The organism is Pseudomonas sp. A6, assembly GCF_052367875.1.
Classification (GTDB): domain Bacteria; phylum Pseudomonadota; class Gammaproteobacteria; order Pseudomonadales; family Pseudomonadaceae; genus Pseudomonas; species Pseudomonas citronellolis.
Genome location: NZ_CP198970.1, coordinates 3,041,459 through 3,054,285 on the forward strand (window position 1 = coordinate 3,041,459; position 12,827 = coordinate 3,054,285).

The window sequence follows — 12,827 nt, forward strand, 5'->3', positions numbered from 1 at the left end:
TCGCTCTCCGGTTGGGAAATTCAGACCGCCTCGGCCTCTTCCTGGAACAGCCCGTCGGACTGCCGGCTCCACAGGCGGTAGTACTGGCCGCGCTTCTTCAGCAGCTCCTGGTGGCTGCCGTCCTCGACCACGCGGCCCTTGTCGAAGACGATGATGCGGTCAAGGTGCGCCACCGTCGACAGGCGGTGGGCCACCACGATCACGGTCTTGCCCTGCATGATGCTGTCCAGCTGGTCCTGGATGAAGCGCTCGGTGATGGAATCCAGGCTGGAAGTGGCCTCGTCCATCACCAGGATGGGCGCGTTCTTCAGCAGCACCCGGGCGATGGCGATGCGCTGCCGCTGGCCGCCGGACAGCTTGACGCCGCGTTCGCCCACCAGGGAATCGTAGCCGTGCTCCATGCGCTCGATGAAGGCGCTGGCGCCGGCGCCGTGGATGGCCGCGGCCAGTTCCTCGGCGCTGGCCTCCAGGCGCCCGTAGTGGATGTTCTCGCGGATGCTGCGGTGGAACAGCCCCGGCTCCTGGGGGATCAGGCCGATCTGCCGGTGCAGCGAGTGCTGCGTCACCTCGCGGATGTCCTGGCCGTCGATCAGCACCTGGCCGCCGTCGACGTCGTACAGGCGCAGCAGCAGGTTGAGCAGGGTGGACTTGCCGGAGCCGGAGAAGCCCACCAGTCCGACGCGCTGGCCGGCCGGGATGCGCAGGTCGAGTTGCTCGAAGATCGGCTGGCCGGGGTGGTAGCCGAAGCGCACGCCGCGGAACTCGACGTTGCCCTGGCGCACTTCCAGGCGGCGGGCGTCGGGGCGGTCGACCACCTCGTGGGGGCGGATCAGGGTGCGCACGCCGTTGGCGATGTTGCCGGTGGCCTCGAACAGCTCCAGGAAGCGCCGCGACAGGCTGGCCACGTCGTTGATGATCAGCAGCGCCATGCTGGTGGCCATGACGAAGGCGGCGATGCTGATGGCGCCGCTGCGCCACAGCCACAGGGTGAGCAGCAGCATGCCGATCTTCAGGGCCATGCCGCAGCTGTTCTGGAACCAGCGGATCTTCTCCATGTAGCCCAGCGAGCGGCCGGCCGCCGCCAGTTCGCGGTCCAGGTAGCCGGACAGGTAGTCCAGCTCGTGGGAATGCCGGGCGAACAGGCGCACGTTGCTCAGGTTGGTCACCGCGTCCACCACCTTGCCGGTGCTGATGCTGCGCGCCGCGGAGTACTGCTGCGCCAGCGGGTGGCTGCGCCGGGCGAGGAGGAAGGAGATGCCGATGAACAGCACCGACCAGCCCAGCATGAACGCCGCCAGCAGGCCCGAGGCGCTGGCCAGCACCAGGCTCGCGAGGCTCAGGGTGACCAGCAGCGGGATCAGGTCGAAGAGCAGGATGTTCATGGTCTGGTTCACCCCCATGGCGACTTCCGAGACCTTGTGCGCCAGGGCGCCGGCGAACTCGTTGCTGACGAAGCGGTGCGAGTGCTGCTGCAGGTAGGCGTAGACGGTGTGGGTGACGCGCGCCCGCTGGCGCGGCAGCACGCGGATGTTGATGGTGTTGGCGCTGCGGGTGAAGACCACCTCCAGGGCCACCAGCACGGCGAAGCCGGCCACTGGCCAGAACAGCGCCTCGGGCGTGCTGCTGGCGTTCACCAGGCGGGTGACCTGGCCCAGGCTCCAGGGGATCAGCACGGTGCAGACCACCGCGGTGATCTGCAGCAGCAGGATCGCCAGGTAGGCCCAGCGGTACTGGCTGACGAAGTGGATGACGAAAGGTACCGGCGCCTCCGGCAGGTAACGGATGTTCCAGGCTGGGGCCTGGCGTTCGCCGGCGGTGTCGTCCGGGGTGTGGCTCATGGCGGGTAGGGTCCTTCAGGCGTGGGTCAGGGGCAGCAGGTAGCGGGTCACCGGGAAGGCCGTGCCGTCCTCCTCGAAGACCCGCGAGGCGTTGCTTTGCGGAGTGAAGCCGGCGGCGCGGTAGAAGCGCTCGGCGCGCGCGTTGCCGTCCAGCGCCCACAGGGTGATGCGGGCGAAGCCCGCGGCCTCCAGGGCCTGGCGCGAGGCCAGCCAGAGCGCGCGGCCGATGCCGGCGGACCAGGCCGCCGGCACCAGGTAGATGGAATAGAGCTCGCCGGTGCCGGGCTCGACGTCGGGGTCGCGGCTGGCGCCGAAGGAACTCCAGCCGACCACCGCGCCCTCGCGCTCGGCCACGCGGATGTCGCGGCTGCCGTTGTGGATGGCGTTGTCGATGAAGTCGACGCGGCGCTGCAGGTTGTCGGCCAGGCCCTGTAGGTAGCTGTCCGGCAGCAGCCCGCGGTAGGTCGCCTGCCAGCTCTGCACGTGGGCTTCGGCGATGGGCCGGGCGTCGCCTGGGCGAACGGCGCGGATCAGCGCGGGAATGGGCTCAGCCATGGGCGGTCTCCTTGGGGCATGCGTTATCGGCGAGCGAGGGCCTGGCGCGGCCGCTGACCGAGGCTCCGGCGGTTTCGCCCAGGCGGCGGAATGACAGCGCCGAGGCGGCGCACAGCAGCGCCCCGGCGAGCATCGCCAGGGACAGGTCGGCGACCTGTGGTTGGGCATGGCCCTGGGCGTGCATGACCAGCCCCAGCAGGCTGGCGGCCAGGCCCACCGCCAGGCTCATGGCCAGTTGCATGGACATCGCCGACAGGCTGCTGGCGCGGCTGGCCAGCTCGCGCGGCACCTCGCAGAAGGTCAGGGCGCCCAGGGTGCTGAACTGCAGCGAGCGCAGCAGGCCGCTCAGGTACAGCAGGCCCAGCAGCAGCCACAGGGGCGTGTCGGCGCGCAGCAGGGCGCAGCCGACGATGGACAGGGCGCAGAGCAGGGCGTTGCCGACCAGGGTGCGGCGCAAGCCCAGGCGCTGGACGATGCGCACCGAGAGGAACTTCACGCTCAGCGCGCCGGCGCCGCCGGCGAGGGTCAGCAGCCCGGCGTCCAGCGCCCCCAGGCCGAAGCCCAGCTGCAGCATCAGCACCATCAGGAGCGGCTGCGCGGCGCTGCCCAGGCGGAACAGGTTGCCGCCCCAGATCGCCGTGGCGAAGGTGGGGATGCGCAGCAGGCTGAGGTCGATCAGCGGCGCCGCGTGGCGCCGCGCATGGCGCCAGTAGGCCAGCGCGGCGCAGGCGCCGGCGGCCAGCAGCGCGGCCACCGCCGGCAGCGGCAGCAGGCGGTGGCCCAGGGCCTCGAAGCCGAACACCAGCGCCGCCAGGGCGCAGCCGCTGAGCAGGAAGCCGCGGCGGTCCAGGCGCCGCTGCGGATCGCCCGGGAAGTCGGGGACGAAGCGCAGGATCAGGACGATGCCCAGCGCGCCTATGGGCAGGTTGACCAGGAAGATCCAGTGCCACGACAGCAGGTCCACCAGCAGCCCGCCCAGCGGCGGGCCGAGCAGCGGCCCGACCAGCGCCGGGATGGCCAGCGCGGCCATGTTGCGCAGCAGGGTGTCGGGCGTCGACCAGCGCAACAGCAGCACCTGGCCCACCGGCGCCATCAGCGCCCCGGCGGCGCCCTGGGCCAGGCGCGCCAGGGACAGCTGCAGCAGCGAGGTGGACGCCGCGCAGGCCAGCGAGGCGAGCATGAACAGGCCGATGGCCGCCAGCAGTACCCGGCGCGGGCCGAAGCGGTCGGCCACCCAGCCGCTGACCGGCACGAACAGCGCCACCGCCAGCAGGTACAGTGACACCACCAGGTTCATGCGCACCGCGGCCTCGCCGAAGTCGGCGGCCATCTGCGGCAGCGCGGTGAGCACCGCGGTGCTGTCCAGCAGTTCCATGAACAGCGCGGCGCCGGTGATCATCGGCACCAGGCGGCCGCCGCGCGCCGGGGCATCGGTAGCGGGGAGCAGGGGGCGCATGGCTGCGCCCATCAGAACAGCCCCGAGGTCGGCGGCTCGCTGCCCTTCAGGCGCCAGGCGCCGACCACCGCGGCCTTCCAGTGGCGCGGGTTGTGGTTGGCCAGGGTGCGGGCGTTGCGCCAGTGGCGGTCGAGGTTGTGCTGGCGGCCGGTGGTGGAGGCGCCGCCGACGTCGAACAGCAGTTCGGCGGCCTTGAGCGCCGATTCCACGGCTATGTATTGCGCCTGGGCCACTTCCACGGCGGCGAGGTTCACCGCGTCGTGCTCCAGGCCCGCCGCCCAGGCTTCGTCGAGGCGCTCGGCGGCGCGCAGGATCACCGCCTCGGCGGCCAGGGCGCGGGCGGAAATCTCGCCCACGGCGAATTCCACGTAGGGGTCGTCCACCGAGCGCTGCGCGCTGCTGTGCTTGATCGGCCGGGCGTGGTCGCGGGCGAAGGCCACGGCGTCGGTCAGGGCGTTGCGGGCGATGCCGGCCTCCACCGCGCCGAGGAACAGCTGCAGGAAGGGTGTGACGATGGAGCGCTGGCCTTCCTCCACCACCCGCGGGCGGATTTCCCCCGGCTGCACCAGCAGGTCGTTCAGGCGCGTGGTGCCGCTGGCGGTGAGGCGCTGGCCCATGGCGTCGAAGTCGTCCAGCAGTTCCAGGCCCTCGCGGTCGCGCGGGACCACGAAGGACACCGGCCTGTCTTCTTCGTCCAGGGCCACCGCGCTGACCCAGTCGGCGTACAGCGAGCCGGTGCTGTAGAACTTGCTGCCGCTGGCGCGGAAGGCCTCGCCGTCGCGGCGCAGGCGCGCGCTCACCGCGCCGTTGGCGCCGCCGACCTCCCAGCCGGCGTTGCCGAACACCTCGCCGGCGAGGAAGCGCGGGAACCAGCGCTGCTGCTCGGCCTGGTCGCCGCGGGCGAGCAGGCCCTCGATGAAGGCGAAGCTGGGGCGCAGCGACTGGGCGACGTTGGAGTCCACCGCCGCCAGGTCGATGACGAACTGCACGGTGTCGCGCACGCTGGCGCCGGCGCCGCCGTACTCGGCGGGGATGCGCAAGCACAGCAGGCGGTCGGCGGCCAGGGCGCGCACCTGCTCGTGGGGCAGCTGGCGCAGGCGCTCGCGTTCGGCGGCGCCCTCGGCGATGGCGGCCAGGCGCGGCACGGCGCGGCGGCGCAGCTCGGCCAGGTCGAGGGGGGCGGGGGGCAGGGTGGTTGCGGCGGGTGTAGGCATCTTCAGGTCCATCTCGGGAAAGGGATCAGGCCGGCGCCTGGGCGAAGCGCAGCGGCGCGCTGGCCTGGCGCAGGGCCGCCGGGTCGCGGTAGCGGGCGCCATGGTGGTCGGCGGGCAGGCGCGCGTGGCCGGCGCCGAACAGCCGTTCGCGCAGGGTCTCGCCGTCGTTGTAGGCCTCGCGGAAGCGTCCGCGGCGGCGCAGCTCGGGCACCACCAGTTCGATGAAGTCGCGCGCGGTGTGCGGGGTGAGGAACTGGCGCAGGTTGATGCCGTCGATACCGTCCTCGTCGAGCCATTTCTCGATCTCGTCGGCCACCACCTTCGGCGTGCCGGCGACGAAGAAGCGGCCCTCGTCGAAGCCGCCCAGGCGCTTCACCAGCTGGCCCACGGTGGCCTGCGGGTCGCTGGCCAGCAGCGCCGCCCAGGGCCCGCCGCCGGGCAGCTCGGCCAGCGGCGTGTGCGCCGGGAAGGCGGCCAGGTCGACGCCCGACTGCATGTGCGCCAGGGCGCCGTCGAGGCTCTGCAGGCGCCGGTAGTCTTCCAGTTTGGCCTGCACTTCCAGGTCGTTGCGGCCGACGATCACCGCCGCCTGGACGATGAACTTGATGCCCGCCGGATCGCGCCCGTGGGCGCGGGCGCGTTCGCGCATGTGGGCGATGTTGCGGCGCACCGCGGCCGGGGTGGGGCCTCCGGTGAACACCACTTCGGCGTGGCGCCCGGCGAACTCGGTGCCGGCCGGCGAGCCGGTGGCCTGGAACAGCACCGGGGTGCGCTGCCGCGAGGGCTGGCAGAGGTGCGGCCCGGCGACCTTGAAGTGCTCGCCGACGTGGTCGATGTAGCGCACCTTGGCCGGGTCGGTGTAGATGCGCCGCTGGCGGTCGGCGATCACCGCGTCGTCGTCCCAGGAGCCTTCCCAGAGCTTGTAGAGCACGTCCAGGTATTCGTCGGCGATCTCGTAGCGGCGGTCGTGGGGCACCTCGTCGCCCAGGCCGAAGTTGCGCGCGGCGTTGGGCAGGTAGGAGGTGACGATGTTCCAGCCGACGCGGCCGCGGGTCAGGTGGTCGAGGGTGCTCATGCGCCGGGCGAAGGCGAAGGGCGGCTCGTAGGTGGTGGAGAAGGTGGCGCCGAAGCCCAGGTTGCGGGTCACCGCGGCCATCGCCGGGATGACCAGCAGCGGGTCGTTGCTGGGCACCTGCACGGCCTCGCGCAGGGCCGTCTCGGGGCCGCCGCGGAAGCGGTCGTAGACGCCCACCACGTCGGCCAGGAAGACGCCGTCGAAGGTGCCGTGCTCCAGCAGTTGCGCCAGTTCCGTCCAGTAGTCGATGTCGTTGAAGCGGTGCCGCTGGTTTTCCGGGTGGGCCCAGAGGCCGTGGACGATGTGGCTGACGCAGTTCATCTCGAACAAATTAACGTGCAATGGCTTCGACACGGATGCGGCGCTCCCGGGGTTGCGGCAGGTGGGGAATGGCGCCCAGCAGGGCGCGGGTGTAGTCGTGCTGCGGGCGGGCGAAGACCTCGCGCACCGGGCCGCTCTCGACGATGTGGCCGTCCTTCATCACCAGCACGCGGTCGCTGACGTGGCGCACCACGCCCAGGTCGTGGGAGATGAACAGGCAGGCCAGGCCCAGGCGCTGCTTGAGGTCGGCCAGCAGGTCGAGGATCTGCGCCTGCACCGAGACGTCCAGCGCCGACACCGGCTCGTCGCACACCAGGATTTCCGGCTGCGCCGCCAGGGCGCGGGCGATGGCGATGCGCTGGCGCTGGCCGCCGGACAGCTCGATGGGCCGGCGCTGCAGCATGCCCGCCGGCAGGCGCACCAGTTCCAGCAGTTCGCGCGCCCGCTGCTGGCGCTCGGCGCGGCTGCCGCCGGCCCGGGCCAGGGCCTCGTCGAGGACGCGGGCCACGCTGTAGCGCGGGTCGAAGGAGGCCAGCGGGTCCTGGAACACCACTTGGATGCGGCGCCTCTCGCGGCGCTGGGCGAGGGCGTCGAGGGCGCTCCAGGCCTGGCCGCGCAGGTACACCTCGCCGCTGTCAGGGCGCTCCAGGCCGAGGATCATGCGGGTGAGGGTGGTCTTGCCCGAGCCGGATTCGCCGACGATGCCCAGGGTCTCGCCGGCGCGCAGGGTGAAGGAGGCGTCGGCCACCGCCTGCTGCGCCGCGCCGTTCGGGCCGTGGAAGTGCTTGGCCAGTTGCCGCGCCTCCAGCACCACCGGCTGGGCGCCGAGGCTGGCCGGCGGCGGCTCGCTGGCAACGGCCTGCGGCGCATGGCTGAGGTGCACCGCCGAGGCGGCGCGCAGCAGCGAGCGGGTGTAGGGGTGGCGCGGGTCTTCCAGCACCTGGTCGACCGGGCCTTCCTCGACTATCACGCCGTGCTGCATCACCGCCACGCGGTGCGCCAGGCGCGCCACCACCGCCAGGTCGTGGCTCACCACCAGCATGGCGCGGTTGCGCTGGCGCAGGCTTTCCAGCAGGTCGAGGACCTGCGCCTGGACGGTGGCGTCCAGCGCCGTGGTGGGTTCGTCGGCGATCAGCAGGTCGGGGTCGCAGGCGATGGCCGAGGCGATCAGCGCGCGCTGGCGCAGCCCGCCGGAAAGCTGGTGCGGGTACTGGCGGGCGCGCAGCTCGGCCTCGGGCACGCCCACCGCGCGCAGCAGCTCGAGGACCTTCTGCTGGCGCCGCTCGCGGTCCAGGGACGTATGCAGGCGCAGCGGCTCGTCGATCTCGCGGCCCACCTGGCGCAGCGGGTCCAGCGAGCCGAGGGCATCCTGCATCACGAAGCCGATGCGCGAGCCGCGCAGCTCGCGCCACTGGCGGCCGCCGAGGTTCAGCAGGTCCTGGCCGTCGAAGGCCAGGCGCCGTGCGCGGATGTGCGCGCCGGCGCCGGTGAGCCCGGCCAGGGTGCGCGAGGTGACGCTCTTGCCCGAGCCGGACTCGCCGACCAGGGCCAGGCATTCGCCGGGGTAGAGGCTGAAGGACACCTGCTGCAGCACCGGCTGGGCGCGGCCGAAGGCGACGTCCAGGTCGGCCACTTCCAGCAGCGGGCGGAACGGGTTGATCAGGGTGGTCATGGGCGTTTGCCCTCGCTGTAGCGCAGCAGGGCGCGGCCGAGCACGGTCACGGCGACCACGGTGAGGGTCACCGCCGTGCCCGGTGCCGCGACCAGCCACCAGGCGTTGGAGAGGAAGTTGCGGCCGACCGAGAGCATCGAGCCCCATTCGGGCGCCGGCGGCGGCGCGCCGAAGCCGAGGAAGCTCAGCGAGGCGCCGGCGGCGATGTTGGCGCCAATGCCCAGGGTGGCCAGGATCAGCACCGGGCGGATGGCGTTGGGCAGCAGGTGGCGCCAGATCACCGCCGGCCGCGACAGGCCCAGGGTGACCGCCGCCTCGACGTAGGCGGCGCCGCGCACCACCTTGGCCTGGGCCCGCACCAGGCGGGCGTAGCGCGGGATGCCGGCGATGCCCACGGCGAGCATGGCGTTGACCAGCCCCTGGCCCCAGAAAGTGATGATGACCAGGGCCAGCAGCAGTTCCGGGAAGGCCAGCAGCACGTCGATGCCGCGCATCGCCGCGGCATCCAGCCAGCGCGGCCCGAGCCCGGCGGCCAGGCCCACGGCGATGCCGCCGAGCAGGCCGATGGCGGTGGCCGCCAGGCCCATCAGCAGCGACGGCCGGGCGCCGTGGACCAGGCGCGCGAGCACGTCGCGGCCGTTCTCGTCGGTGCCCAGCCAGTGCGCCGCGCTGGGCGCCTGGAAGGCGTGGCGGGCGCTGGCCAGCAGCGGGTCGGTGGCCACCAGCCAGGTCGGCGCCAGGCTGGCGAGCACCAGCAGCGCCAGGAACACCCCGGCCAGCGTCAGGCCCGGGCGGGCCAGGGCCGCGCCGAGGAAGGCGGGCAGCTGGCGGCGCCGCGACGGCGCGGGCAGCAGGCGGGGCAGTGCGGTCGACGGACCGGCCATGGGCGTTCTCCTGTCAGGGCGCCGGGTTCGGCAGGCGCGCGTGGATGGCGTCGATGGCGGCGAGTGCCTCCGGCGTCAGCTGCAGCTCGGCGGCGTCGAGGTTCTGCGCCAGTTGCTCCAGGCTGGTGGCGCCGTTCAGCGCGCTGGCCACGAAGGGCTTGGCGATGACGAAGGCCAGGGCCAGTTGCGCCGGCGCCAGGCCCAGCTCTCGGGCCAGCTCGACGTAGGTGCGGGTGGCTTGCTGCGCCTCGGCGCTGGCGTAGCGGGCGAAGCGGCCGTAGGCGGAACCGGCGCTCAGGCGCGCGCCGGCCGGCTGGGCGCCGTCCAGGTACTTGCCGGTGAGCACGCCGAAGGCCAGCGGCGAGTAGGCCAGCAGGCCGATGCGCTCGCGGTGGCTGAACTCCGCCAGGCCCGTCTCGTACTGGCGGTTGAGCAGGCTGTAGGGGTTCTGCACGCTGAGGATGCGCGGCAGGCCCAGGCGCTCGGACTGCCTGAGGAACTCGGCCACGCCCCAGGGCGTTTCGTTGGACAGGCCGATGTGGCGCACCCGCCCGGACTTCACCAGTTCGGCCAGGGCGGCGAGGGTTTCGCCGATGTCGTCGCTCTGCTCGTCGTCCACCCAGGGGTAGTCGCGGGTGCCGAAGAAGTTCGTGCTGCGGCTGGGCCAGTGCAGCTGGTAGAGGTCCAGGTAGTCGGTCTGCAGGCGGTCGAGGCTGCCGTCCAGGGCGCTGCGCAGGGTGGCCAGGTCGAAGCGCGTGGCGCCGCCGCGGATGTGCTGCATGTGCCCGCTCTGGCGCGGCGGGCCGACGATCTTGCTGGTCAGGACGATGTCCTGGCGGCGTTTGCTGCGCGCAAGCCAGGTGCCGATGAAGCGCTCGGTGTCGCCCCAGGTGTCGGCCCGGGACGGGGTGGGGTACATCTCGGCGGCGTCCACCAGGTTGACCCCGCGCGAGAGCGCGTAGTCGAGCTGGCGGTGGGCGTCGGCCTCGCTGTTCTGGTGGCCCCAGGTCATGCTGCCGAGGCCGATGACGCTGACCTTGAGGTCGCTGTTGCCGAGTGGGCGGTAGTTCATGCCGGTGGTCTCTCGCAGGTTCAGGCCGAAGCGGCCGCGGGTTGTTCGTAGCGGCTGGCCGGGTAGGGCAGGCCGAGGTGTTCGCGCAGGGTGCTGCCCTGGTATTCGTGGCGGAACAGCCCGCGCTGGCGCAGGCGCGGCACCACTTCGTCGACGAAGCTCTCCACGCCCGAGGGGAAGCTGTCGGGCATGATGTTGAAGCCGTCGGCGGCGCCGGCGAGGAACCATTCCTCCAGGCTGGCGGCGACCTGCTCGGGGGTGCCCACCAGCAGCCGGTGGCCGACCAGGATGCGCCGCGACAGCTGGCGCACGCTGAGGTTCTCGGCGCGGGCCAGGTTCAGCTGGGCTTCGAGGAAGCCGTGGGAGCCCTTCTCGAATTCGTTGACCGGGCCGATGCGCTGCCAGGGCAGCGGCGCGTCCGGGTCCAGCTCGCTGGCGTCGACGCCGATGCGCTGGGCGATCTGCCGCAGCAGGCCGCCTTCGCCCAGGTAGCCGTTCAGCCGCTCGAAGCGCTCCAGGGCCTCGGCCTCGGTGCTGCCGATCACCGTGGACAGGCCGGGCATGATCTTCAGGTGCTCGGGGTTGCGCCCCCACTGGCGGGCGCGCTGCTTCATCTCGCGGTAGAAGGCCTGGCCGTCGGCGAGGGTGGTCTGGGTGGTGAAGATGGCGTCGGCGAAGCGCGAGCCCAGGGCCTTGCCGCCCTCCGAGGAGCCGGCCTGGAACAGCACCGGGCGGCCCTGGGGCGAGCGCGGCACGTTGAGCGGGCCCTTGACCGAAAAGTAGCGGCCGACGTGGTCGATGGCGTGCACCCGGGCCGGGTCGGCGAAGCGCCCGGAGGCGGCGTCGCCGAGGATGGCGCCGTCTTCCCAGCTGTCCCACAGCTTGAGGGTGACGTCGACGAACTCCTCGGCGCGGGCGTAGCGGTCCACGTGCAGCGGCGCGCCGGCCAGGCCGAAGTTCTGCGCGGCGGCGTCGCCGGCGTTGGTCACCACGTTCCAGGCCGCGCGGCCGCCGCTGATATGGTCGACCGAGGCGATGCGCCGGGCCAGGTTGAAGGGTTCGTTGTAGGAGCTGGAGGCGGTGGAGATCACGCCGATGCGCTGGGTGGCCAGGGCCACCGCGGTGAGCAGCACGGTGGGCTCCAGGCGCCCGGCCGGCTGGCGGCCGACGTCGCCGGCCAGGGCCGGGCCGTCGGCGAGGAAGATGGCGTCCAGGGTGCCGCGCTCGGAGATGCGCGCGATGTTCTGGTAATAGCCCACGTCCAGGTAGGCGGTGGGCGGCGCCTCGCCGGTGCGCCAGGCCGCGGCGTGGGCGCCGAAGCCGAGGATGTTCATGCCGATGCTCATTTGCCGCTGTGCGTTGCTCATGCCGGGGTCTCCTCGGTGCTAGGGGCTTGCTGTTGCGCGGCCCTGGCGGCGGCGAAACGCTCGCTCCAGGCCTCGCTGGGAAGGGTGCCGTTGAGGTGGTAGTCGCCCAGGTAGGCCTCGCGCAGGATCGCCGGGTTGTGCGAGGCCAGGGTGCGGGCGTTGCGCCAGTGCCGGTCGAGCCGGCGGCCGCTGCTGGTGGCCGAGGCGCCGCCGACCTCGAAGAGCAGGGTGGCGGCCTCCAGCACCTGGGGCAGGACGATCTGCTGCGCCTGGTAGGCGTGGATGTCGGCCTCGGCGTACAGCTCGCGGCTGGCGGTGCCCACGCGGTGCGCCTGCCAGGTGCGTTCGAGGGTGGCCGAGACGGCTTCCACCAGCGCCTCGGCGGAGAACGCCAGGCTGCCCAGGCGGCCCACCACGCGCTGCACCAGCGGGTCCTGGCGCGGCTCGGAGCGGCCGGGGATGCCGAAGGCGCGGGTGCGGCCCTGGACGAAGGCGACGGCGTCGCGCAGCACCGCCCGGGCGATGCCGGCCAGGGTGGCCAGGTGCACCTGCTGGTAGAAGGCGGTGATGTAGCTGTCGCTGCGCCCTTCGCCGAGCTTGAAGCGGCGGAACAACTGGTGTTCCTCGACGCGGACCTTGTCGAAGCGGGTGGTGCCGCTGCCGGTCAGGCGCTGGCCGAAGCCGTCCCAGTCGTCCAGGCGGGTGACGCCGGGCGCGTCGGTGGCCACGGCCACGGCGACGTGCTCGTCGCCATCGCTGGCCGACACGGCGATCCAGTCGGCGTAGAGGGTGCCGGTGCAGTAGTACTTCTCGCCGTCGAGCAGCCAGTGGTCGTCCTCGCGGACGAGGGTGACGCTGTTGCCGGTGACTTCGCTGCGCTCGGCCATGGCCGCGCCGAACAGCTCGCCGCCGACGATGCGCGGGAACCAGTGCCGGCGGCTGGCTTCGTCGTCGTCGTTGAGGCGGCCTTCGACGAAGCCGAAGTGCGCGCGGAAGATCTGCGGCAGGTTGGAGTCGGCCTCGCCGAGGCGGCGGACCAGGCGGAACAGCTGCGGCAGGCTGGCGCCCAGGCCGCCGTAGGCCAGGGGAATGCGCAGCGCGCCGAAACCGGCCTCGCGCAGCCAGGCCACCGGCTCGTAGGCCAGCTCGCGCTGCTGCTCGCGCTCGATGGCGCCGGCGGCGATGCGCTGGAACACCGCTTCGAAGCGTTGCAGCAGGGCGTTGTCGTCGGGGTGCGCCGGCGCACTCGCGGCGGCGGGAAGGTCGTCGGGGAAGATCATCGCGGTGTCCTCGGGGCGGGCGATGGAAGGGGGCGGCGCCTCGTGGGCGTCGAACAGTTGGCGCAGCTGGGCCAGGGCGATGCTCGCGGTCAT

Annotated in this window: 10 protein-coding genes; all 10 read right to left on the bottom strand. The window is 72.6% G+C overall.

The genetic code is table 11. The features are described from left to right. Positions 1-20: 20 nt before the first annotated feature. Genes ACTWJ5_RS13770 through ACTWJ5_RS13815 form a run of 10 tightly spaced genes read right to left on the bottom strand, consistent with a single transcriptional unit; the run spans position 21 to position 12,827 of the window. On the bottom strand, positions 21-1,838 hold the full coding sequence (locus ACTWJ5_RS13770) for an ABC transporter ATP-binding protein (RefSeq protein ID WP_444439051.1): 1,818 nt from the start codon (positions 1,836-1,838) through the stop codon (positions 21-23). Positions 1,839-1,853: 15 nt separating this feature from the next. Beyond that, positions 1,854-2,393 carry a GNAT family N-acetyltransferase gene (locus tag ACTWJ5_RS13775; RefSeq protein ID WP_444439053.1) on the bottom strand — a complete coding sequence of 180 codons (540 nt, stop codon included), beginning with the start codon at positions 2,391-2,393 and terminating at the stop codon, positions 1,854-1,856. Beyond that, a complete protein-coding gene (locus ACTWJ5_RS13780; protein WP_444439054.1) occupies positions 2,386-3,849 on the bottom strand; it encodes an MFS transporter in 1,464 nt (487 codons plus the stop codon). Before ACTWJ5_RS13780 ends, ACTWJ5_RS13775 begins: the two co-directional genes overlap by 8 nt. A gap of 11 nt (positions 3,850-3,860) precedes the next feature. Next, positions 3,861-5,063, bottom strand: coding sequence for an acyl-CoA dehydrogenase family protein (locus ACTWJ5_RS13785; RefSeq protein WP_301502172.1), 1,203 nt, complete (start codon positions 5,061-5,063; stop codon positions 3,861-3,863). Positions 5,064-5,088: 25 nt separating this feature from the next. Continuing rightward, entirely contained in the window at positions 5,089-6,492 is a 1,404-nt protein-coding gene (locus ACTWJ5_RS13790; RefSeq protein ID WP_444439056.1) for an LLM class flavin-dependent oxidoreductase, read from the bottom strand. Beyond that, the gene (locus tag ACTWJ5_RS13795) at positions 6,470-8,131 is read right to left on the bottom strand and encodes a dipeptide ABC transporter ATP-binding protein (protein ID WP_444439058.1); all 1,662 of its coding nucleotides are present in this window, start codon (positions 8,129-8,131) and stop codon (positions 6,470-6,472) included. Before ACTWJ5_RS13795 ends, ACTWJ5_RS13790 begins: the two co-directional genes overlap by 23 nt. Continuing rightward, entirely contained in the window at positions 8,128-9,015 is an 888-nt protein-coding gene (locus ACTWJ5_RS13800) for an ABC transporter permease (protein ID WP_043318923.1), read from the bottom strand. The genes ACTWJ5_RS13795 and ACTWJ5_RS13800 overlap by 4 nt, the downstream gene beginning before the upstream one ends. A gap of 13 nt (positions 9,016-9,028) precedes the next feature. Beyond that, positions 9,029-10,087 (bottom strand): NADP(H)-dependent aldo-keto reductase, encoded by a 1,059-nt coding sequence (locus ACTWJ5_RS13805; protein ID WP_074979442.1) that lies wholly within the window; start codon positions 10,085-10,087, stop codon positions 9,029-9,031. Positions 10,088-10,107: 20 nt separating this feature from the next. Continuing rightward, positions 10,108-11,454, bottom strand: a complete 1,347-nt coding sequence (locus ACTWJ5_RS13810) for an LLM class flavin-dependent oxidoreductase (RefSeq protein ID WP_074979444.1) — start codon at positions 11,452-11,454, stop codon at positions 10,108-10,110. After that, the gene (locus ACTWJ5_RS13815) at positions 11,451-12,827 is read right to left on the bottom strand and encodes an acyl-CoA dehydrogenase family protein (RefSeq protein ID WP_444439588.1); all 1,377 of its coding nucleotides are present in this window, start codon (positions 12,825-12,827) and stop codon (positions 11,451-11,453) included. The genes ACTWJ5_RS13810 and ACTWJ5_RS13815 overlap by 4 nt, the downstream gene beginning before the upstream one ends.